A 21,960-nucleotide genomic window follows, 5' to 3' on the forward strand; every position below is an offset into this window, starting at 1 on the left:
GCCGGCGCCGGGATAACAAGCCGTCCAAGGGAGAAAAAAGGCGACAAAAAAGAAGCACCTCGTCCCGCGCTTGGCGTTGGAGGTGCTTCCTCGTCCGTTCGACCTGTTCTACTTCAGCGTACCAAAAACAGGGCATTTTGACAAGAGGCTGCGACAACGATATTCACAGGATCGTCTTTTGCCGGGCTGCAATCGATATGTTAAGGTAATTTCAATAGATGGGCCGTCATGGCCGCAAAGGAGAGCGGACGTCGATGCACGTTACGACTTCAGCCGATATAGGCATACAATCGCTGCAAACCGAAGCCGAGCTCTTCCTGCTGCGCTTCGCGCAGGAGACCGGGATGGAGCCTGCCGCCGCTCTCGCCAGACGTCAGGAGGTGCTTGCGGAGATTGCGGAGACTGGCGCTTATACGCATACGCCCGAGGAGCTGACCCACGGCGCGAAGATGGCGTGGCGCAATGCGAACCGATGCATCGGCCGGCTGTTCTGGAACCGGATGCATGTGTTCGACGTGCGCAAAGCGGCTTCGGAGGAGGACGTTTTCGAAGCGCTGCTGCGTCACCTGGCATTCGCCACCAACGGCGGAGAGATCCGTCCCGCGATCACGATCCTGCCGCAGGCGGGAGAGGGCGCCGATACTTTTCGAATATGGAATCACCAACTGCTGAGATACGCAGGCTATGAAAAGGCGACAGGCATCGTGGGCGAACCCGCCTCGGTCGGGTTCACCCGCGTCTGCGAGCGGCTGGGCTGGCGCGGCGAAGGCACGCCGTTCGATCTGCTCCCGCTCGTGATTCAGCACGGCAGAAAGCCCCCGCGGCTGTTCGAGCTCCCGCGGACGCACGCGCTCGAAGTTCCTTTGACGCATCCGGAGCACGACCTGTTCGCCGGCTTCCCCGCCAAATGGTACGCCGTTCCTGTCATTTCCGACATGCTGCTCGAGATCGGCGGCATCCGATACCCTGCGGCACCCTTCAACGGCTGGTATATGGGCACGGAGATCGGCTCGCGCAACCTGGGCGACGAAGCCCGATACAACCTGCTGCCACTCGTTGCGGCCAATCTCGGCCTCGACACGTCGTCGAACGCGACGCTCTGGAAAGACCGTGCGCTGGTCGAGCTCAACGCCGCGGTGCTTCATTCCTACCGCCGCGCCGGCGTCACAATCGTCGATCATCATACGGCCGCCCAACAATTCAGCGTTTTCGAACGCAACGAAGAAAAAGCCGGCAGAGCGGTCACCGGCCGCTGGTCCTGGCTGATCCCGCCGCTGTCCCCATCCGCGACCTCCGTGTTCCACAAGAGTTATGAGGATCGCATCGTAAGTCCGCAATTCATTCATCAGCATCCGCCCTACGCACAAACGAACTGAAAGGAGCGCCATCATGGAACTGAAGGACTTCGACTTTCTCTCGGACAGCACGGAGCAAACGAGCACGCGCTTCGTCACCTTCGTAAGTCCGGGATTAAACCGATTCGACCTGGCGATCGTGACGACCAACCGTTTTTACGGCAAAAAGCTCGTCATCGACATGCAGTCCGGCCGCAGCGGCGTGCTTGCCAGCGACGATCTCGAGGAAGATGGCGTCATCGCGGCCGTATTCCGTCTGGAAGAAGAAGCGGCGGCCGAGCTGTCGCAGTTTTTGGTGCTCGTGCTGGGCGAGGTTCACTTTACGGACTGAAGCGGCTTGGTACGCTTTGTCATGCATGAATCGCTCTTTTGCGACGCACAATAGGCCCATCCTTATTAAAAGGAGGGCCTTCGCATGTCCCGCTTCCTTTCCGAAGAACGCCGCCCTGATACAGATCTGAGCACGGTTGAGTCGGGCCGCAACGACCTGTTCCTCGAGGAATTTCCGGAAGGCCCTTACGGCGCCAGCCTGGTCACGAACCTGAAGCTGGGACGCACGAAGCCGTGGCGGATCGACCAGGACACGCATTTCGGCTACGAAAATATCGAGCTCCACGAGGACCTGCCGCGCGTATATCCGGGCGAAGATCCGCTGATCGATACGGACGAAGACCGATGACGACCTATTGATCAAAAAGAGCGCTTGAAAAGAATCCCTTTTCAGGCGCTCTTTACCTTACCGCATAACGAGCATGTCAGGCTGTGCGGCACTTTCCACGCGGGCAGCACCATTCAGAAGCTGAAATAACGCTGCGGCACGAAAAGACGTCTGCTTAACTCTTGTTTTTGCACTAGCTCGTAGCCGATGGACCGAGGAGCCGTTATTCTTGCTCCTATCGCGATTCGCGGCCTGCTCGCGGACTCAGGGGCCGCTATTGCGGGATTGCCGGCCTTTTTTAGCCTTGATCTCGGTTAATAACGTCAGTCCAGTCCGCAACGATCGCAATGGGACCGTTTTTTACGAAATAAAGTCTCCTGAGTCCGGTTCCCTCCGCTTGACATGCCTTAAACTGCTACTTCCGGCGTTCCATACTTCCCCTATACTAGCTTCGCGTCCGCTTCGTCGAACACAATCTCCGCCTGCAAAACTTCCGGCTCCGCAAACGGATCTTCCGCCGCTGCGGCAACCTCGGCTCGGCCGAGCCATTCGGCAGCGCTCAGCAGCTTATACAAGCCGCCGAACTCGAGCTCCTCGAACTTGCGGGTCGCCGCTTCATGCCTGATCTCAAGCACGCATTCATCCAGCGTGCACGCGATCGGCGCGTCCAGACGAATCTTCGCCAGCTCGCGCGACAGATGCAGCAGCTCCAGATTCGCTTCGATCTTGGCGCGAACGCCTTTGGCCAGTTTGTCGAGATTGTCGAGCACACCCTCGACCGACCGGTATTCGAGCAGCAGCTTGTGCGCCGTCTTCTCGCCGATGCCCGGCACGCCGGGGTAATTGTCGCTCGTATCCCCCATGAACGCCTTCAGGTCGACGATCTGCTCGGGCGTCAGCTGCCTTTCGCTCATCAGCGTCTCCAGGTCGTACACGGCGTAATTCAGCTTGCCTTTTTTCATGATGACGACCTTCACCCGGTCCGAGACGAGCTGCAGCAGGTCATGATCCCCGGTCAGCACGTACACCTCGGCATCCACGCTGAGCGCCGTAGCCAGCGTGCCGATGCAGTCGTCCGCCTCGAAGCCGCGCATGCCCACGTTCAGCACGCCCATCTCCGCGACAACTTCCTTGACGAGGTCGAACTGCGGAATGAGCTCGAGCGGCGGCTCCGGACGGTTGCCCTTGTAGGCGCCGAACTGCTCCGTCCTGAACGTCGAGCTTCCCATGTCCCAGCAGCAGACGACGTGCGTCGGACGGAACGTCTTGATCGCGTCGAAAAAATATTGGACGAAGCCGTGGACCGCGTTGGTCGGCAGCCCGGCCTTCGTCTTGCGGATGTATCCGCTGTAAGCGGTCGCGAAATAGGCTCTGAACAATATCGCCATGCCGTCGACCAGCAGCACTCTATGATCGTTGCGGTTCATCTTTAAAATCACCCTCGCGCTATAAACTATCGTCCTATTATAGCATAACGCGCGGATTGGGCCCGCTCCCTTTTTAATCCAGCCGGCGCCCTGGAAGCGACAGCTTCACGACGGCGCATGCTCGCGCAAAAAGCGGCCGATGCGCGCCGCCGCCTCGCGCAGCCGCTCCTCCGGCTCGACGAGCGCGAAGCGCACATAGCCTTCGCCGAGCGCGCCGAACGTGTTGCCGGGGATGACCGCTACGCCGGCATGCGCCAGCATCGCCTTCGCGAGCGCGCGCGAGCTCCAGCCCGCCGGCACGGGCGCCCAAGCGAACATCGAGCCGCGGGGCGCCGGGATCGGCCAGCCCGCCTCGACCATCGCCGAGACGAAGGCATCCCGGCGCCGCTCGTATTCGGGCGCGACGGGGTCCGGCGCGTTCATATCCAGCTCGAGCGCTTCGACGGCCGCTTCCTGCACGGCGAGAAATACGCCGAAGTCGATATTGTTCTTCAGCGCCCGAAGACTGTCCAGCGCCTCGGGATTGCCGACCGCGAAGCCGATGCGCGCGCCGGCCAGATGGAACGACTTGGACAGCGAGTGAAACTCGATCGCGATCTCCTTCGCCCCCGGCACCTCCAGCACGCTCGGCGGCTTGAAGCCGTCGTACGCCATCTCGCTGTAGGCGTTGTCGTGCACGAGCAGCACGCCGCGCCGCTTCGCGACGGCGACGGCTTCCTCGAAGAACGACAGGTCCGCGACCGCGGCCGTCGGATTGCTCGGATAGCTGAGGAGCATGAACTTGACCTTGTCCCAGACAACGTCCGGGACGGCGTCGAAGTCGGGCAGGTAGCCGCGCTCCGCCGTCAGCGGCAGCGGCACGGTCTCTACCCCGGCGACCGCCAGCCCCGCCTGATAGACGGGATAGCCCGGGTCCGGCAGCAGCGCCGCATCGCCGGGATTCGTCACAGCCAGCGCCAGATGGGCGAGACCGTCCTGTGTCCCCATTAGCGAGAGCACCTCCCGCTCGGGGTCCAGCTCGACGCGAAACCGGTGCTTGAACCACTCCGCAACCTTCAGGCGAAAAACGGGACTGCCGTCGGTGCCCGGATAACGGTACAGCTCGGGCCGCAGGCTGGCTGCAGCCAGCCGCTCGCGTATCCCCATCGCGGGCGGCCTGTCCGGGCTGCCGATATCGAGCTGAATGACGTCCAGCCCCGCCGAACGGGCCGCGGCCTTCCAGCCGGCCACCTCCGAAAATATTGCCGAACCCAGTCGGTCCAGCCGGTCCGATCTCCAAGACTGCCGATTCATCGTTTTGCAGCTTCCTTCCCATTCGCGCACGACCCGTCCGCGTTATTGCGCCGGGTTCGTCCAGCCCGCTTCTTGAATAACCCACATCATATACACCAATAAAACGATGAGGCCGACGTACAAGCTTCCGATCCGCCATCTGTCGCGGCTCTTCACCTCGTAGTAATTGTCCGGCTCGTACACGTTGCCCTCGACTCGAACCTTAAGGGTGAGGTTCTGCGCATCGTCCGGCCCTTCGATCTGATAGGCGTAAACGCGACGGATGAGGATCGCCTGATCGATCGGCAGCTCGCCCTTGAACGACAGCGCCTCCCACTCGAACTCGACCATATGCTGCCCGTCAAGTTTGCAATAGGCCGTGTAAGGCAGCTCCCTCAAATGATTGGAGCCCCGGTAGTACCAATCCGGCAGATTCGGGTCGGCCTTGGCCTGATATACGCCTTCGGCGATGTGCACCGGCCCTTCGCCGCGCTTCACCTTGAACTGCCTGTAGGTAGAGAACAGGAACCAGACCCAGATCAGAATAAAAATAACGCTATGCGTATACCAGATGATAAACGGTCCGATCACCACGCCCGCGAGCCAGATCCAGCGATTCACGGCCGATGCGATCCTGCCGCCGTCCAGCGGGCGGATCGGCACGAGATTAAACAAGTTGAGGAAAAAGCCGACGTAAGCCAGCATATGCCAGACGGCGCTGTCCGTATAGACGCCGATGCCGTAACAGACGAACGCCGCGGCCGTACCTAAATACGGTCCCCCCAGTGCGATATCCGCCTCGGTCGCCGCGTCCTTCGGATTGCGCTTCATCATGATCGCCGCCCCGAGAAAAGGAATGAACAGCGGCGCCGTTACGGGCAGTCCTTTACGCTTCGCGACCCATACATGTCCCATCTCGTGAACGAAGATGAGCGCCACGAAGCCGATCGCGAACGACCATGGATAAATAATGGCGTACGCGCCGACCGTGATCGCCATCGAGATGAGCGGCTTGCCGAACTTCAGGAACAGCAGCAGCGCCGCCTTTCCCTTGCCCAGCAAAAAGGCGATCACCGCGCCGATCGCCGCCCACGATCCGCCGCCCCCTTTGCGCCGGCTGCCCTCTTCCGGGGCGTCGGCCCGCTCCTCGTCGCCATGCGTCGGCGGAACGGGCGGCGCGTTCGGGTCGATCGGCTTCGGGGTCGGCAGGTCGGGACCGGGCGGATTGGCTTGAGGCAGGTTAGAGCCCGTCCCGTCGCCCGCATCCGTCAGCCTTTCCCGTCCGCCGTCCGCAAGCCTCCGATCGTCCAGCTGCTCTTCATGCTCCCGGCCGTCATTCGCCATAGGCACGCTTCAGCTCCTCTTCGCGGTAGCCTACGGTCGCCTTTTGTCCGTCGGAGACGACCGGGCGCTTGATCAGCATGCCGTTGCCGGCGAGCAGCGCCAGCTTCTCGTCGTCGGACAGCTGCGCCATGCGGTCCTTCAGCCCAAGCGACCGGTAGGCGTCGCCGGCCGTATTAAACCACTTGCCGATCGGAAGGCCGCTGTCCGCGACCAGCTTGCGAAGCTCGTCCACAGACGGCGGAGACTCCTTGATATGGATAAGCTTCAGTTCATGTCCCTCGCCCTGCAGCGTCTTGATCGCTTTGCGGCAGGTGTCGCAGGACGGATATTGGTAGACGGTCAATTTTTTAGCCATTGCTGCGTTCCTCCAGATTCGATAAATGCATGCTCAAAGCGCGTCCAGGCCCGGCGGGAGCTCCCGCAACACGCGCTCAAGGTCTCGCAAATCCGCGGGCAGCGGCGCCTCCAGCTGCGTCTCGGCGCCCGTCACCGGATGGCGGAACGCCAGCTGCGCCGCATGCAGCGCCTGCCTGCCGATCGCGCCGGAGAGCGCGGCGGCAAGCTGCGTGCCGGTCCAGGCCGGGTCGGCGTAGTAGGCGTCTCCGACAAGCGGGCACCCGATCGCGCCCATATGTACGCGGATCTGGTGCGTCCGTCCCGTGCCGAGCCGGATGTCGAGCGCGCTTGCACCGCAAGGAAACGCCTCGGACAACGAATAATACGTCAGCGACGGCTGACCGTCCTCCCGGACGGCCCGCCTGTGCGGGTCCTCGGGCACGCGGCCGATCGGCGCGTTCACCTCGCCCGCGTCCGCTGGCGGACGGCCGTAGGCGTATGCGCGGTACTGCTTGAGCACCGTGCCCGCCGTCATCTGCGCAGACAGCTGCTGCTGCGCGTACGGGTGCTTGGCGACGATGACGAGGCCGGACGTATCCTCGTCGAGCCGGTTGACCGGGCGGAAGCGGCAGCGCTCGCCCCGCTCGCGCCAATAGTGCACGACGCCGTTTGCCAGCGTGTTCGCATAGTGGCCGGTCGTCGGGTGGACGATAACGCCCGCAGGCTTGTTGAGCACGAGCAGGTCGTCGTCCTCGTGGACGATATCGAGCGCCATCGGCTGCGGCAAAATGTCGTCCGACGATTCCTCCGCCATACGCAGCGCCACGATGTCGCCCGCCGTTAATATAAAACTGGAAAACACCGCGTTCCCGTTGACGGTCACGCCTTCCTCGGACGCCTTCAGCTTCGTCCACAGCCGCCGCGAAATGCCGATCCTGCTCCGCAGCACGTCGCGCAGCATGCGGCCTTCGTCCCGCTCGTCCGCGACGTGGACGAGCGGTTTGTAATACCCTTCCGTGCGTTCCCATTCCATCGATGCTATAGCTCCTTGCCGATGCGGCCAAAAACAGCCGCGCCCCGTTCATATTCGACGTCCTGCACGCCCGCTTTGGCGTTCGCCGCGCGTGCCGCCGCAAAAAAGTAGTCCGACAGCCGGTTCAAATACTTCGCGACTTCGGGCGGACATGGCTTGCCCGTGGCCGCCAGCGTCACGACCGCGCGCTCCGCCCGGCGGCATACGGTGCGGCAGACATGCAGCGCCGCGGCCGTCGCCGTCCCGCCGGGCAATATAAATCTCGCGATCGGCGGATTGCCCGCTTCATGGCGATCGATCCACGCCTCAAGCCGCTCGGCCATCGCGGATGCGACCTTGAGCTGCCCCGGCTCCGGCGCGGCATAGGAAAGGTCCGAGCCGCAGTCGAACAGCTCGTGCTGGATAACCGTAAGTTCCTCGAGTAGCCGGGCTTCGAAAGCGCGGATGTCTTGCCTTTCTCCGGTCGCGGCGCCCGCTTCCTTCTCCGCCTTCGCGGTCGCCGCGGCTTGTCCGACGAACGCGTTCAGCTCGTCAATCGTCCCGAACGCCTCCACCCTCGCATCGTCCTTGTTCACTTTGCCGCCGATGACCGTGGTCGTCCCTTTGTCGCCGGTTCTTGTATACAGCTTCATTGCCCTGTCCTCCCGGTCAGATTCGTTCGCCCCGGATCGCCTCGGCGAATCCGAACGACAGACGGTAGATCGTATGCGATGCCGCGGCCAATCGCCGGTTGGACTCGGCCAGCAGCTTCATATAGGTTCGCTCGCGCGGATCCGGGACCAGCCCGGCCGCAGCCTCTTCCGTGACGACGATGACGATGCCCTCGAATTCAAGCAGTGCGCCGAGCAGCTCGTTCGTCGCGGCCGCAGCCTGTCCCTCGTCCCGTTCGCCGGGAAGGGCCGCCAGCACCCGATGCCGGAGCCAGCCCGACAGACTGTCAAGCACCAGCGCCCTTCGCTCGGCCCGATACGGGTTCGAGTCCAGATTGACGCGCATGAGCGCCTGCGCGCAGGCGCCATCCGCCGGCAGCTGCGTCCACGCGAATCCGCGGCGTCCCGGAGCGTGCTTCGCATCGGCAAGCGCACTGGCGGCAGGCGCGTCGGACGCGGCGATCGCATCGTCAGTCCGACGGTCGCCTGGCAACGGCCAGGCGGGACATGTGAAGCCGATCGCCTCCCGGCCCAGCGACTCCGCCAATCGCCTGGCGTACGCGGACTTGCCCGAACCTGTGCCGCCGGTTACCAACAGGAGCATATCCCGTCACCTCCCAGGCGCAAAAATATCTAGCATAACTATAGCACAATCGCGGGGTGACTTGAAAAAACGGCGAGCCCGTGCAGGCCGGCTTCAAAATAAAAAGCCCGGAGCGAAGCTCCGGACTTAACGGGCATGATAGCTGAGTCTCATATATTCGTTGATCTTCACGTCAAGCATGCGGCTGATCTCCATGACGGGCTCCGCGGTGAAGGAGTCCTCCCGCAGGAAAGTTTCCGTCATGCGGCGCCTGAGCTGATCGATTTCTTCGATGAGGCTTCGGTCGTTATAAGAGGGAGGCGCGCCGACTTCACTGTAGACATTCCTGGCCGACGCCCAATTCGCGGGCTGACCCGAATCCATAGAATGATCGCTTGCTGTCGCCATCGTTTTCCCCCTCTCCGCAGCTACGGGCAAGTCTGCAAAACAAGGGTAATTATAGCAGAACTTTAGAAAAAATAACATCCTTTTTCCAATTTGCCTATTTTAGCTGCTGCACGAACTGCCCGATCCGCTCGAGCGCCTCGGTCAACTGGGCGACGGAGGACGCGTAGGAGCACCGGATAAACCCTTCTCCACCGTTGCCGAAAACGTGTCCGGGCACGGCCGCGACCTTCGCGTCCCGCACGAGCCGCATGGAAAACTCCTCGGACGAAAGGCCGGTCGACGCGATCGACGGAAATACGTAAAACGCGCCTTGCGGCTCATGGCAATCCAGACCGATCTCCCGGAAGCCCTGAACGACAAGCCTCCGTCTCTGGTTGTACGATTCGACCATGCGGTACATTTCGTCCATGCCGTTCTTCAGCGCCTCGAGCGCGGCGATCTGGCCCATGATCGGGGCGCACATGACCGTATACTGGTGAATCTTCAGCATCGCGCCGATCAATTCGGGATGGCCGCAAGCGTAGCCCATGCGCCAGCCCGTCATGGCGAACGCCTTGGAGAAGCCGCTCACCAGAATCGTGCGATCCTTCATGCCGGGCAAGGAAGCGAAGCTGACGTGCTTCGAGCCGTAAGTGAGCTCGGCGTAAATCTCGTCGGAGACGACGATCAGGTCGTGCTCCTCGACGAGCTTCGCGATCGGCAGCATGTCCTCGTAGCTCATGATTGCGCCGGTCGGATTGCTCGGATACGAGAGGATCAGCAGCTTGGAGCGCGGCGTGATCGCGGCGCGCAGGCTCTCCTCCGTCAGCCGGAAGCCGTCCTTGGCGAACGTCTCGATGCCGACGGCAACGCCGCCGCCAAGCGACGTGATCGGATTGTACGGAACGTAGCAGGGCTCGGGGATCAGCACCTCGTCCCCGGGCTCGACGAGCGCCCGGATCGCCAGGTCGATCGCCTCGCTGCCGCCGATCGTCACGAGCACCTCGCTGCCTGGCTCGTACTGCATGTTGAACTGCTTGTTCAAGTAGGCGGCGATCTCTTCGCGCAGCTCCAGCATGCCCGCGTTGGACGTGTACTGCGTCTTGCCTTTTTCAAGCGAATAGACCGCGGCGTCGCGAATGTGCCAGGGCGTCACGAAGTCGGGCTCGCCAACGCCCAGCGAGATGATGCTGCCGTCCTTGCTGGCGCTGACCAGATCGAAAAACCTGCGGATGCCGGACGGCGGGATGGCGCGCGCGCCGGCGGACAAATAGCGATCCATTCCGCCCGTAGAATTTTTGCCGCGCGTCTGTTGGTTCGTAATCATTGGACAACCGTCCTTTTCGAAATACTCGCTCCCTTATCGCGTCAAGGAGAGACGAGCAGGCGTTGATCGTCCTCGAACTCCTCGAAGATGATGCCGTCCTGTTTATATTTTTTGAGAATAAAAAAGGTCTTGGTCGCAATGACGGATTCGATGGTCGACAGCTTGTTGGAGACGAACGAAGCGACTTCCTTCAGCGTCTTGCCTTCGATCTCCACCTGCAGGTCGTATGCGCCGGACATGAGATATACCGACTTCACTTCGGGATACAGGTAGATGCGCTCCGCGATGCTCTCGAACCCGCGACCGCGCTCCGGCGTGCATTCGACCTGAATGAGCGCCGTCACCTTCTCGTCGTCGACCTTGCTCCAATTGACGACCGTTGCGTACTTCACGATTACATGGTCCCGCTCCATCTCCGCGATGGCGGCAGACACTTCGGCTTCGTCCGCCCCAAGCATCGTAGCGATGGTCGAAGCGGACAATCTCGCGTCTTCCTTGAGCAGATCCAGAATCTTCAGCTTAAATTCGTTCATGGGGATCCCTCCTGAATAACTTTCATATTACATCAAATACAGGCCCCGTGAAAAGAAATTTCAATGTCGTCCGTCTACAAAAAACCTCCCGCCGGAAACTGCCTTCCGCGGGAGGTGGTGGCGCGGCTGAAAGCCGGGCGCTTTAAGCTCAGTGTTGCTGCATTTGCGGCGAGGCGCTTTGCTGGAGCTGCTGCCAGGCCGGAATCGCGCTTTGATTCGTTTGCTGCACGAATTGCTGCGTTTTCGTCTGCGTGTCCTGATACGACTTCAGGGACTTGTCGATCGCTTGCCGCAGCGCCGGCGAAGGCGCGGGATACATTTGGGCCGACTGCATCGCGGTGAACAGCTCGCCCTGCATTTGCAGCGTCACGTTCAGCAGCTGCGTAAATTGCTGGCGGACCGCCGGGCATGCCGATTCGGTGGCCGCCGTCGCGTATTCGCGCGTCACCCGCTTCAGATCCGCGAGCACGGTATAAGCCAAATCCTCGTCGGGCAAAAATTGATTAGCTGGCGCCATAAAAGTTTCCTCCTTCTCTCGAATGCGATACTAGGCCTGGGGCTGCGTCGGAGCGAGCGGCTGGTGCTGCTGCAGCAGCGACAGCAGCGTCTGATAATGCTGCGCGTGCACCTGCGCCTGATGATCGAGCACCTGCTTGATCTGCTGGTTCGAGCACGACGCGGAAGCGGCCGCGCACTGCTTGAGCAGCAGATTCTCGTTGGACATCGAGTCCGCGATGTACTCGAGCTCCTTGCCGCTGATCGGTTGAAGCATGACGATCCCTCCTGTAATTGGACAATCGGGACATAGTATGCGGCCAACGTTAGACGCTTATCCGCGATGCGGCGACATTGTACGGAAGTATGCTCGAAAACAGCGAGATCGCGCGGCGGGTACGAACAGGCTCGGTACGGAATCTCATAGCGGACTCTCGACGCCATTCGGCACGATTAAGCTCGATATGGAGCCACTTTCGGCTTGGCGAGGCGTTGTTCAGCGCTGCTTAAGCGGGACCACGGCACCACACAGAGGCCCCCGATAGCTCGTCCGGCACTCAAGCGGAACTCTGTATAGCTCAAATTTGCGTTATTCTCGCACACACATCCCTCGACAGCTCGCCCGCCACGCACGCGGAACTCAATTTAGCTCAAGTCTGCGCTATTCTCGTGCACATGTCCCCCGACAGCTTGCCCACCACACACGCGGAACTCTACATAGCTCAAATTTGCGTTATTCTCTTGCACACTCCCCGCACAAGCCCGCACTCCACGCACCTGAGCGCGGTTTAGCAAGTCGAGAAGCAGCCAAAAAGCAAAAAAGCCGCCCCGTCATTTCATGAGATGGGGACAGCTCGTTAAAGGTCGCACCGCAGCCGTCGGCACGGCATAAACGATCTTCACTTTGGAGTGCGCGGCTCTCGAGGCGAATTTTAAAACAAATCCATCGACAAATACCGCTCGCCCGTATCCGGCGCGATGCAGAGCACGCGCTTGCCGACGCCGAGCTTGCGGGCCAGCTGGAGCGCGGCCCATACGGAGGCGCCGGACGAGGGTCCCGCCAATATCCCTTCCTCGCGCGCCAGCCGCTTCATCGTCCGTATCGCGTCTTCGTCCGCCACCTGTACGATCTCGTCGTAGACGTCCGTGTTCAGGATGGACGGTATGAAGCCGGGGCTCGTGCCGACGAGCTTGTGCGGACCGGGCACGCCGCCCGACAGCACGGGCGAGCCGGCGGGCTCCACGACGGCCACGTAAAGGTTCGGCAGCTTTTCCTTCAGCGTCTCCCCCGTGCCGGTAATCGTCCCTCCAGTGCCCGCCGTAGCCACGAACGCGTCGAGCCGGCCGCCTGTTTGCTCCATAATCTCGAGCGCCGTCGTCCGCCGGTGGACGTCGGGATTGGCGGCGTTGTCGAACTGGTTGGGCATAAAGCTCCCCGGCGTGGCGGCCGCGATCGACCGCGCTTCCCGAATCGCTCCCGGCATACGCTGGGACGCCGGCGTCAGCACGACTTCGGCACCGTATGCCTTCAGCAAGTCGATGCGCTCTTTGGACATATTGTCCGGCATGACGAGAATGAGCCGGTAGCCTCTGGCCGCCGCGTTCATCGCGAGGCCGATGCCTGTATTGCCGCTCGTCGGCTCGACGATGAGCGATCCCGGCCCGATCAGGCCTCTCGCTTCGGCGTCCTCGATCAGCGCGCTTGCCGCCCGGTCCTTGACGCTGCCGCTCGGATTGAAGCGCTCAAGCTTGACGAGCACCTCCGCGTCGCCCGGGCCTGGCAGACGATTCAACCTTACGGCCGGCGTATCGCCGATCATTTCCGTTACGCTTTGATACACCAGCTTTTTCATGTGGACGATCTCACTTTCGGTCAGCTTCGGCTTCCTGGCTCAGACGCTCTCCGATGCGGGTGCGATCCTCCTCGGACAGCGCGTACGACATCGTAAAGCACGAAGGGCACATATACAGCGTCATCGAGAAAGGCGCCTCGAGAATCGCCCCGCCGCGCAGCCGCTCCGGCCGCTTGGACGCGAAGGAGGCGGACTGTACGACCTGTGTCCCCGTCTCAACCATGTATTCCCGGCATTGCGGGCATTCCGGCACGAATTCCTGCTCGTCAAGAATGGCTTCGACCGTGTCCTCGTACCTGAGCAGCGCTTCGTCCTTGCCGCGCAGGTCGTCGTCACGGTCCAGGTCGAGCCCTTCCAGGTTTTCCGGCAGGTCCCCGATTCCGCGGCGTCCGTAAAGCGCGTCGTCGTCCGATTCTTCCTCGTCCTCCGCAGGCTCCTCGTCGCCGAGACCGAAGCGGAGCGTGCGGTAGCCGCTTAGCTCGTTGTCGCATACGGGGCAGTACTTGTCCGGCTCTTCCCCCGGCTCCTGTATAATTTCCGATTGACACCAGGGGCATATAATCACGTTGGCAGCCAAAGCTTAACCCTCCCTCACCATATAGACGATGCCAAGAATAAAGAAAAGGGCCGCAAGCGCGAACAGCGTTCCCCATAAATACTTCATACGCAACCTCCTGCGGCGGCCGCCGTCAATCCAGCGTCACCGCCGCGCCGATAATGTAGGACAACGATACGGACAGCAGCAGGGAGATCAGGCCCACCGCGCGATTGTCCTTGCCGATCTCCTCGTCGATCCGGAATACCGGCGTGACGAACTCGAACAGCAGGTACGCGGCGAGCAGGAGCAGAAATCCGCCGCCCGCCCACAGCATGCTCTCGTAGATGCTGTCGCTCGATTGAATGGAAAACCGGAATATGTTGCAGATGCCGAATATTTTGCCGCCGGTCGCCATCGCGACCGCGACGTTGCCTTTGCGGATCTCCTGCCAGCATTCGTATTTGGTCACCCGCTCGAAGCAGTACAGGCAGATGATCAGCATCAGAATGCCGACGGAAAAATACGCCGGAACCGCGACCGCCGGATGGGACAGCAATCGGTCGATGCTACTTGGCTCATTCATGCGGAACGCTCCTAACGCTAGTTCAGCTCCGCCACGGTAACGCCGGCGCCGCCCTCGCCATAATTGCCGAGCCTATAGCTTTTCACATGCTTGTGCCTGCGAAGGAACTCCTGAATGCCCGTGCGCAGCGCGCCCGTTCCTTTGCCATGAATAATGTAGACCTGGTGCAGATTCGACAGGAACGATTCGTCGAGAAAGCGGTCCGTCTCGATGATCGCCTCGTCGAGCGTGGCCCCGCGCAGGTCGAGCTCCGTGCGGATCTGATCCGAAGCCGCGCGCTTCACGGTCGCGCCCGAGGCGACGGGCTGCGTCTTCTTGGCGGCCGCGTCCTTCGGCGCTTTGACCGGCTCCAGATCGGCCAGCGGCACCTTCATCTTCATAATGCCGAGCTGGACGAACGCATCGCTGCCGGCCAGTTCGACGATATGGCCTTTTTGGCCGCCCAGGCTGTACACCTTGACTTCGTCGCCGGGTCCGAGCTTCGCGCTCTTGGCTGCGGCCGGGCGCGGCTTCGCGACCGGCGCCGGCACGGCGTCGTCGAGCCTGCGGCGGGCTTCGATCAGCTTGTGCTCCTTGACGCTCGCCGCCTCTTCCAAAGCGAGCTTGCGCAGGTCCGCGATGATCTCCTCGGCTTCGCGCCGGGCCTTCGCCACTTGAAGCCGGGCTTCCTCGCGCGCCTCTTCGAGCAGCTTGACGCGCTGCTCCTGCAGCTTCGCGCGGTCTTCCTCCAGCTTCAGGCGCAGCTCCTCCGCCTCGCGCTTGAGCCGCTCCGCCAGCTGGCGCTCGGACTCCGCCGTCCGGCGATCCCGCTCGAGCGAAGCGATCATCGTGTCGACCTTGAGCTCGTCGTCCGATACCTCGCCGCGCGCGCGGTCGATGATCGACCGAGGCAGGCCGAGCCGCTCCGCGATCGCGAAGGCGTTGCTGCGGCCCGGTACGCCGATGAGCAGCCGGTAGGTCGGACTCAGCGTCGCGACGTCGAACTCCATGCTGGCGTTCATGATCCCTTCGCGATTGTAGGCATACGCCTTCAGCTCGCTGTAGTGGGTCGTCGCGAGCAGCCGGCAGCGCAAGCGGTGCAAATGCTCGAGGATGGCGATCGCCAGCGCCGACCCTTCCGCCGGATCGGTGCCCGCGCCCAGCTCGTCGAGCAGGACGAGGCTGCGGCTCGTCACCTGGCCGAGCATGCCGATCAGATTCGTCATATGGCTGGAAAACGTGCTCAGGCTCTGCTCGATGCTCTGCTCGTCGCCGATATCGGCGTAGATGCCGTCGAAGACGCACAGGATCGTACCTTCGTCCGCCGGCACGAACAGGCCGGACATCGCCATCAGGCTGAGCAGGCCGACCGTCTTCAACGATACGGTCTTGCCCCCCGTATTCGGCCCGGTGACGATGATCGCCGAGTGCGTATCGTCGAGCTCGATATCGGTCGGCACGACCTTTTTCGGATCGATGAGCGGATGCCTCGCACGCTTGAGCCGAAGACGCCCTTCGCCGTTCATCTGCGGCTTCGTCGCCTGCATCCGGTCCGCCAGCTTGGCCCGGGCGAAAATCGAATCGATGTAGCCGAGCGCCTCGGCGTCGCCGATGAGCAGCTCTGCCTTGACGCCGACGCTCTCGGACAGCTGACGCAAGATGCGCTCGATCTCGCGCGTCTCGCGCAGCTTGAGCTCGCGGAGCTTGTTGTTGATCTGAAGGACGGCTTCAGGCTCGATGAACAGCGTGGCGCCGCTGCCCGACTGGTCGTGCACAATGCCGCCGAAGTTCGACCTGTACTCGGCCTTGACCGGGATGACGTACCGGTCTCCGCGCATCGTGATCAGTGCGTCCTGCAGCATCTTCTGCACGGAAGACGAGCGGATCATGCTCTCGAGCTTCTCCCTCGCGCGGCCCTCGTTCGTGCGAATCTCTCTGCGGATCGCGGCCAGCTCGGCGCTCGCGGCGTCCATCACGTCGCCCTGCTCGTCGATGCAGCGGCGAATCTCGTCCTCCTGCTGCTTGGCGTCGATAAGCGGTTCGCAAAGATCCTCGAGCAGCGGAATGTCCGCTTCCTCGGATACGGCGCCGACGTACTTGCGGATTCGCCGCGAACCCATGATGAACTGCGCGATGTCGATGAGCTCCGACGGGAGCAGCATGGCCCCAAGTCTCGCCCGGCCGAGCGCCGGCCGCACGTCGGTGATGCCGCCGAACGGCGGGGCACCCTTGACGTCCATCGCGCGCACGGCTTCGGCCGTCGTGTCGAGCCTCCTGCTCACCTCCCGCAGATCGGAGGACGGGCGGATGAGCGCCGCCTGCTCCTTGCCGAGCGAGGTCTCCCCGAGCTCGCGGAGCCGGTCGGAGATTTTATGGTATTCCAATGTATATAGCGCCTTGTCGTTCACGGCGTTGCGACAACTCCTCTCGCCCTCCATTATATCCGATGGCGGCTGCGCTTGCATTACGCCTGCCGTTATAACCGAAGATCAAACTGGATACAATACCTTTAAAGCCGGCGGCACCGCCGGACGACAGCCCACAACGGGAGGTAATCAAGCCATGCATTTCTTAGGACATGTCGTACGCTTTATCGTCTCCGCGATCGTGCTGATGATCGTCGGATACCTCGTTCCCCATTTTTCGGTCGGCGGCTTCTGGAGCGCCCTCATGCTCGCGCTCGTGATCGCCATTCTCGGCTGGATCATCGAGGCGATTTTCGGCAAAAACGTGACCCCGTTCGGACGCGGGATCGTCGGCTTCCTGTGCAGCGCGCTCGTCATCTGGCTGGCGCAATTCGTCGTCGGCGGCGTCTCCGCGTCCATCCTCGGCGCCCTGCTCGCGGCGCTCGTCATCGGGATCATCGATCTGTTCATTCCGATCGGCAACCCGTACAAGGCCGGCAAGCGTCACGATTGACGAGAGCGGGCAGCGCGCAGCTTCGACCATGCAAACCAAAAACCTCGCGTCTCCTGTAAAGGATGACGCGAGGTTTTTGATCGATGGATGGCAGCTCGCGCCGTTTTTATCCTCGCGGCAGTATATGCTAATATAGAAAAGTCTGGGCATGACGCCGCTCATACCCGGCAATCATGGGGATGGGGGAATACATATGCATTTTCGCAAAAAATTAGCCGCCGCTTTGTTCGCGCTCGCGCTAACGGGCGCGCTCGCCGCGTGCGGCGCCAAAAATGATGAAAACGCAGGACAGGAGACGGCCGTCGCTTCGCAGGACTTGATTATCCGGGCCACCAACTGGCAGTTTGACCAGGCTGAATACAAGGTGCCGAAGGATACGCCGATCCGCTACACGCTCGAAAACGAGCAAGGCGCGCACGGCATCGAGATCGAGAAGGCGGGCGTCAAGCTGAGCAACGGCAAAAAATCCAAGGTGGCGACGCTGGCCGCCGGCACCTATACGATCAAATGCAGCATCGTGTGCGGGGAAGGGCATTTGTCGATGAAGGCCAAGCTGATCGTGGAATAAGCCGCCCAAAAGCGGAAAAAAATCGCCTCTCCGGCCGGATAAGATCCGTTCGGAGAGGCGATTTTCGTTCGCGGGCGCTTCGAGGACCGATTCGCCGGCGATCGTCAAGTATGTTCTTCGAGCATATCGATCCACTCGTTGTATTCGATCTGCAGCTTGTTGTACTCGATCTTGAGCGCCTCATGCTCGCTGCGAATGCGCTCGAGCTCTTGGGCCAGCCGCTCCGTCTCCGCCCCGTCGGCGGCACCCGGCTCGGCTTCGGAGACTGCCTGCAGCTGCTGCGCCAGCGCGTCGCGTTCGGCTCGGAGCGCGACGGCGGCCGCAGCCTGATCGCGGGCGGACTTCAGCTCTTCTTCGATGCGGAGCAGCGAATCCCGCTCGCGCTGCTGCTCGCCGGCCGCCTGGCGAAGCTTGTTCTCCAGCGCCTCCAGACGCTCGGCGGCGGCATCGCGTTCCCGCGCCGCCTCTTCGGCCCGGCGCTGGAGCTGCCGGATCGAATCCGCGGCGGTCTGCTCGCGCTCCGCGAGCTCGTCCGCCAGTTCCTTGAGCCGGTTCGCCTCGCGCTCGGCGGCTTCGCGCGCGTCGGTTTCGTCGCGCAGGCGCTCGGCTGCCGCCTTTTCCGCCTCGGCCAGCGCCTCTTCACGGGCCGCAGCCGCCTGAAGCCGCTGCTCCGCGGAAGCGCGCAGCGCTTCAACTTCGGTCTCGAGCTTGGCTCGCTGCGACTGCCATTCGCGCTCTCGTTCGGACCAGCGTGCCTCGAACCGGTCGTTTTCCGTGCGGGCTGCCTCGGCGGCGGCCTGTGCAGCGTCCCTGCTGCCCAGCGCCTCCTTCAGCTCCGCCTCGTACAGTTCCTGCGTCACGCGCAGCTCCTCCTCGAGCGATTGACGCCCCGAAGCCGCGCCGGCTTCGGCCTCCGCCGCAGTTCGGCGCAGCGCTTCCTCGTGCGCGACACGAAGCCGCGCTTGCTCTTCGGCCTGCGCTTCGCGCAAAGCCGACAGCTCCTCCGCTTGCGCCGTCCGAAGACGCGACAACGCCTCGTCCCTTTCCGCCTGCAGTCGCGTTAGTTCCTCGCGCTGCGCGGCGACCAGGCGCGCCAGCTCCTCGCCGCTCTCCTCGCGCTGCAGCTCGAGCTCCAGTCGAGCGTCGTCCGCAGCGCTCCGCGCCGCAACGAGCTCGGCTTCGAGCGGCGCTGTCGCCGCCTGGAGCGCAGCCTCGCGCTCGGCTTCAAGCCGCGACAGCTCCTCCGCTTGCGCCGCACGAAGCTTCGCCAGCTCTTCGTCCTTTTCGGCTTGCAGACGCGACAGCTCCTCGCGCTGTGCGGCGACCGTACGCGCAAGCTGCTCGCCGCTCTCTTCGCGCTGCAGTTCCAGCTCCAGCCGCGCATCGTCCAGGGCGCTGCGCGCCGATGCCAGCTCGGCTTCAAGCGGCGCTACAGCCTCCTTCAGCGCGGCATCGCGCTGGGCTGCAAGCCGCGACAGCTCATCAGCCCGTTCAGCGTGGAGCTTCGACAGCTGCTCGTCCTGCGCCGCGCGCTGGCGCGCCAGCGCTTCGGCACTCTCATCGCGCTGAAGCTCCAGCTCCAGTCGCGCGTCGTCCAGGGCGCTGCGCGCCGAAGCCAGCTCGGCTTCAAGCGGCGCTACCGCCTGCTCGATCGCAGATTCGCGTTCGGCGGCAAGCCGCGCCGCTTCCTCGTCCTTCGCCGCACGGAGCTTCGCCAGCTCCTCGCTTTGCGCTTCGCGAAGGCTGGCCAGCTCCTCTGCCTGGGCCGCGAGCAGACGATTCAGCGCCTCGGCGTTCTCCTCAAGCTGCAGCTCCAGCTCCAGCCGCGCATCGTCCGCAGCGCTGCGCGCCGCAGCGAGTTCGGCTTCCAGCGGAGCAGCGGCTTCCTTCACGGCTGTCTCGCGTTCGGCGTCCGCGGCCGCTCTCGCTTCCGCAAGACGCCGCTCCGCCTTCTCGCCCGCTTCGCGCAAGCGCTCCTCGAGCAGCGCCGATGCCTCCGCCAGCTGCCGCTCCGAATGCGCGGCCAACTGCTCGCGCTCCTCCGCAAAACGCTGCGCCTCGGCCTCGATCTGCTGCCGCGCCGCCTCCGCCTCCTGCTTCGCTGCATCCGCTGCTTGCTTCGCGGCTTCCTCCGCCTGCCTGGCGGCCTCGGTCTCCTTCGCGGATGCGTTCAAGCGCTCGACCAGCGACCGGCGCTCCTCGTCGAAGTTCGCCTCCGCCGCCGCTACCGCCTGCCTGGCCGCGGACATCTGTTCCGCCAGCTGCGCATGCAGCCGCTCCACCGTCGCCCTGGCGGCCTCGAGCTCGCCGCCCAGCTCGGCCTTCGCCGCCTCCAACGCTTCCCTGCTCTCGCTTTTGACGGCTTCCAGCGCCTCCAGGCTCTCGCCCTTCAACGCCTCCAGCTCCGCCTGATGGGCCGCCTGCAGACGCTCGGCTTCGCTTCGGCTCGCTTCGCGCGCGCGATCGAGCTGCTCGGCGTGCTCGGCTCGCAGCCTGGCGACCGTGGCTTCGCGTTCGGCCGCCGCGCCCTCCAGCGCTTCGGCCAGCTTCGCGCCCGCTGCGGCGCCTTCCGTCTCGCGGGCTTCGCGTTCGAGCTCAAGCTCGAGCCGCAGCTCCTCGAGCTCGGCGCCATGTCCTGCCGCGAGCCGCTCAAGCTCCGCCGCATGGCCCGCCTTCAGCGCCGCGAGCTCGGAGGCGCGCGCCGCTTCGGCGCGCTCCCGCTCCTCGGCCTGGCGCGCCTCGAGGGCGGCGAGCTCCGCCGCATGACTCTCCCGCAGCGATCCGACGCGGTCCTCCGCCTCGCTAAGCGCCGCATCCAGCGCGTCCTGCATGCGCGCGCGAATCTCCTCGCGCTCCCGCAGCGCAGTCTCCAGCGTCAGCGTGAGCCGCTGCAATTCCTCCTGCTGGCCCTCCAGCAACAGCGTCAGCTCGTCCTCGTAGCCTTGACGCATCGTGCGCAGCTCTTCGTCGTGCCGCTCCGTCCGCTCAGCCAACGTACGCTCGTGAGCGTCCTTCAGCGTGCCGAGCTCGGCCGCATGCGCGGTGCGCAGCAATTCCAGCTCTTCGGTGCGCGAGACGCGCTCGTCGCGCAGCTCCGCCTCGAATTCCGCTTGCGTCCGCTCAAGCTCGGCTTCATGCGCCAACCGAATCCGTCCGAGCTCTTCCGTGTGCGCGGAGCGGAGCTCGGACAGCGCCGAAGCATGCGCCTGCCTGAGGGCCTCGTTCTCCTCCGCGAACAGCTCGGCTTCGGCCGTATGGTCGGCCCGGATGCGCTCGAGCTCGGCGGCATGCGCAGAGACGACGCTTTCAAGCTCGTCCGCATGCCGCGCGGCTGCGGCGTCCAACTCGACGCGCAGCGCCGCGGTCGCCTGCTCCAGCTCGTCCGCATGCGCAGCCCGGGCGTCCGCAAGCTCCGCCGCATGCGCTGCCGCGAGACGTTCAAGCTCGGCGCGCTGCGCGGATCGCAAGCTCGCCAGCTCCGCCTCATGGCTTGACGTGCGCCGCTCAAGCTCAGACGCGTGCGCCGTCCGCAGCGATTCGACCTCTTCGGCGTAGAGCTCGGTCTCGGCCGCGTGGTCGGCCATGATCCGGTCGAGCTCGGCTTGATGGACGCTGCGCAGGCGTTCGCGCTCCTCGTCCGCCTTGGCCGCCGCTTCCGCGACGGCCTGCTCGGATCGCTGCTCGAGGTCGGCCCGCCGCTCGGCGAACTCCCGCTCCGCCGCTTCCAGCGCCGCGGCGCTCTCGGCCTTGTGCTTGTCCCAATCGGCCAGCAGCGTCTCGATCTCGGCAGACAGCCGCTTGCGTTCTATTTCCTCGTGGAGGAGCCGCTCGTTTTCCCGGCGGATGCGCATGAGCTCGTCGGCCATATTCACCGAAGCGAGCACGCCGAGCCTCGCCAGATCGAGCCGCGGCGAACCGCTCGCGATCTTGTGCATCTGATCGCTCACGAGCGTCGCAACCCGCTTCATGTAGTCGGTACTGGTATGTCCGGTCAACGTGTATTGCGTGCCGTATATGTCAACCGTTACGCGTGTCTTGTCGTCAGCATTCACGGTTATTCCTCCCACGTTCCAACTTAAGCAAAATCGCAGCGAACGTCGTTCAGTCCGCTATTCGCGTT

General features: G+C 63.2%; 22 protein-coding genes. 5 read left to right on the plus strand and 17 right to left on the minus strand.

Annotated features, from left to right (window positions below):
* Positions 1-254 precede the first annotated feature (254 nt).
* The 3 genes from KVT38_RS16270 (at position 255) to KVT38_RS16280 (ending at position 2,034) form a co-directional block, all read left to right on the plus strand.
* Positions 255-1,376: a nitric oxide synthase oxygenase gene (locus KVT38_RS16270; RefSeq protein WP_217594786.1), complete on the plus strand. Its 1,122-nt coding sequence runs from the start codon at positions 255-257 to the stop codon at positions 1,374-1,376.
* Positions 1,377-1,389: 13 nt separating this feature from the next.
* Positions 1,390-1,686 carry a DUF3055 domain-containing protein gene (locus KVT38_RS16275; RefSeq protein WP_217594787.1) on the plus strand — a complete coding sequence of 99 codons (297 nt, stop codon included), beginning with the start codon at positions 1,390-1,392 and terminating at the stop codon, positions 1,684-1,686.
* An 84-nt stretch (positions 1,687-1,770) separates the two neighbouring features.
* Positions 1,771-2,034, plus strand: a complete 264-nt coding sequence (locus KVT38_RS16280; RefSeq protein ID WP_217594788.1) for a hypothetical protein — start codon at positions 1,771-1,773, stop codon at positions 2,032-2,034.
* Between the two features lie 419 nt (positions 2,035-2,453).
* Here the strand turns inward: KVT38_RS16280 and KVT38_RS16285 are convergent, their stop codons facing one another.
* The 16 genes from KVT38_RS16285 to KVT38_RS16360 form a co-directional block, all read right to left on the minus strand.
* Positions 2,454-3,440, minus strand: a complete 987-nt coding sequence (locus KVT38_RS16285; protein ID WP_217594789.1) for a 5'-3' exonuclease — start codon at positions 3,438-3,440, stop codon at positions 2,454-2,456.
* Positions 3,441-3,545: 105 nt separating this feature from the next.
* Complete coding sequence (locus KVT38_RS16290; protein WP_217594790.1) at positions 3,546-4,733, minus strand: aminotransferase class I/II-fold pyridoxal phosphate-dependent enzyme; 1,188 nt, start codon at positions 4,731-4,733, stop codon at positions 3,546-3,548.
* Positions 4,734-4,775: 42 nt separating this feature from the next.
* Positions 4,776-6,056 (minus strand): site-2 protease family protein, encoded by a 1,281-nt coding sequence (locus KVT38_RS16295; RefSeq protein WP_254639280.1) that lies wholly within the window; start codon positions 6,054-6,056, stop codon positions 4,776-4,778.
* On the minus strand, positions 6,046-6,411 hold the full coding sequence (locus tag KVT38_RS16300) for a Spx/MgsR family RNA polymerase-binding regulatory protein (protein WP_217594792.1): 366 nt from the start codon (positions 6,409-6,411) through the stop codon (positions 6,046-6,048). The genes KVT38_RS16295 and KVT38_RS16300 overlap by 11 nt, the downstream gene beginning before the upstream one ends.
* Before the next feature lie 33 nt (positions 6,412-6,444).
* Complete coding sequence (locus tag KVT38_RS16305; RefSeq protein WP_217594793.1) at positions 6,445-7,425, minus strand: RluA family pseudouridine synthase; 981 nt, start codon at positions 7,423-7,425, stop codon at positions 6,445-6,447.
* 5 nt (positions 7,426-7,430) lie between these two features.
* Positions 7,431-8,057, minus strand: a complete 627-nt coding sequence (locus tag KVT38_RS16310; RefSeq protein WP_217594794.1) for a cob(I)yrinic acid a,c-diamide adenosyltransferase — start codon at positions 8,055-8,057, stop codon at positions 7,431-7,433.
* Between the two features lie 16 nt (positions 8,058-8,073).
* Positions 8,074-8,679 carry a bifunctional adenosylcobinamide kinase/adenosylcobinamide-phosphate guanylyltransferase gene (locus KVT38_RS16315; RefSeq protein ID WP_217594795.1) on the minus strand — a complete coding sequence of 202 codons (606 nt, stop codon included), beginning with the start codon at positions 8,677-8,679 and terminating at the stop codon, positions 8,074-8,076.
* 126 nt (positions 8,680-8,805) lie between these two features.
* Entirely contained in the window at positions 8,806-9,066 is a 261-nt protein-coding gene (locus KVT38_RS16320) for an aspartyl-phosphate phosphatase Spo0E family protein (RefSeq protein WP_254639271.1), read from the minus strand.
* Between the two features lie 94 nt (positions 9,067-9,160).
* A complete protein-coding gene (locus tag KVT38_RS16325; protein ID WP_217594796.1) occupies positions 9,161-10,372 on the minus strand; it encodes an aminotransferase class I/II-fold pyridoxal phosphate-dependent enzyme in 1,212 nt (403 codons plus the stop codon).
* Between the two features lie 41 nt (positions 10,373-10,413).
* Entirely contained in the window at positions 10,414-10,905 is a 492-nt protein-coding gene (locus tag KVT38_RS16330; protein WP_217594797.1) for an Lrp/AsnC family transcriptional regulator, read from the minus strand.
* 148 nt (positions 10,906-11,053) lie between these two features.
* Complete coding sequence (locus tag KVT38_RS16335) at positions 11,054-11,422, minus strand: spore coat protein (RefSeq protein WP_217594798.1); 369 nt, start codon at positions 11,420-11,422, stop codon at positions 11,054-11,056.
* 30 nt (positions 11,423-11,452) lie between these two features.
* A complete protein-coding gene (locus tag KVT38_RS16340) occupies positions 11,453-11,677 on the minus strand; it encodes a hypothetical protein (protein ID WP_217594799.1) in 225 nt (74 codons plus the stop codon).
* A 655-nt stretch (positions 11,678-12,332) separates the two neighbouring features.
* Positions 12,333-13,253 carry a cysteine synthase A gene (gene cysK, locus KVT38_RS16345; RefSeq protein WP_217594800.1) on the minus strand — a complete coding sequence of 307 codons (921 nt, stop codon included), beginning with the start codon at positions 13,251-13,253 and terminating at the stop codon, positions 12,333-12,335.
* A gap of 10 nt (positions 13,254-13,263) precedes the next feature.
* Positions 13,264-13,830 carry a hypothetical protein gene (locus tag KVT38_RS16350; RefSeq protein WP_217594801.1) on the minus strand — a complete coding sequence of 189 codons (567 nt, stop codon included), beginning with the start codon at positions 13,828-13,830 and terminating at the stop codon, positions 13,264-13,266.
* A 112-nt stretch (positions 13,831-13,942) separates the two neighbouring features.
* On the minus strand, positions 13,943-14,374 hold the full coding sequence (locus KVT38_RS16355) for a DUF350 domain-containing protein (RefSeq protein WP_217594802.1): 432 nt from the start codon (positions 14,372-14,374) through the stop codon (positions 13,943-13,945).
* 17 nt (positions 14,375-14,391) lie between these two features.
* Positions 14,392-16,761: an endonuclease MutS2 gene (locus tag KVT38_RS16360; protein ID WP_217594803.1), complete on the minus strand. Its 2,370-nt coding sequence runs from the start codon at positions 16,759-16,761 to the stop codon at positions 14,392-14,394.
* A 154-nt stretch (positions 16,762-16,915) separates the two neighbouring features.
* Between KVT38_RS16360 and KVT38_RS16365 the strand changes: the two genes are divergently transcribed.
* Both KVT38_RS16365 and KVT38_RS16370 read left to right on the plus strand, forming a co-directional pair.
* The gene (locus tag KVT38_RS16365) at positions 16,916-17,272 is read left to right on the plus strand and encodes a phage holin family protein (protein ID WP_217594804.1); all 357 of its coding nucleotides are present in this window, start codon (positions 16,916-16,918) and stop codon (positions 17,270-17,272) included.
* A 193-nt stretch (positions 17,273-17,465) separates the two neighbouring features.
* Complete coding sequence (locus tag KVT38_RS16370; RefSeq protein ID WP_217594805.1) at positions 17,466-17,840, plus strand: cupredoxin domain-containing protein; 375 nt, start codon at positions 17,466-17,468, stop codon at positions 17,838-17,840.
* 104 nt (positions 17,841-17,944) lie between these two features.
* Here the strand turns inward: KVT38_RS16370 and zapA are convergent, their stop codons facing one another.
* Complete coding sequence (gene zapA / locus KVT38_RS16375; RefSeq protein WP_217594806.1) at positions 17,945-21,892, minus strand: cell division protein ZapA; 3,948 nt, start codon at positions 21,890-21,892, stop codon at positions 17,945-17,947.
* Positions 21,893-21,960 lie beyond the last annotated feature (68 nt).

It is taken from the genome of Cohnella sp. GbtcB17 (assembly GCF_019091135.1).
Classification (GTDB): domain Bacteria; phylum Bacillota; class Bacilli; order Paenibacillales; family Paenibacillaceae; genus Cohnella.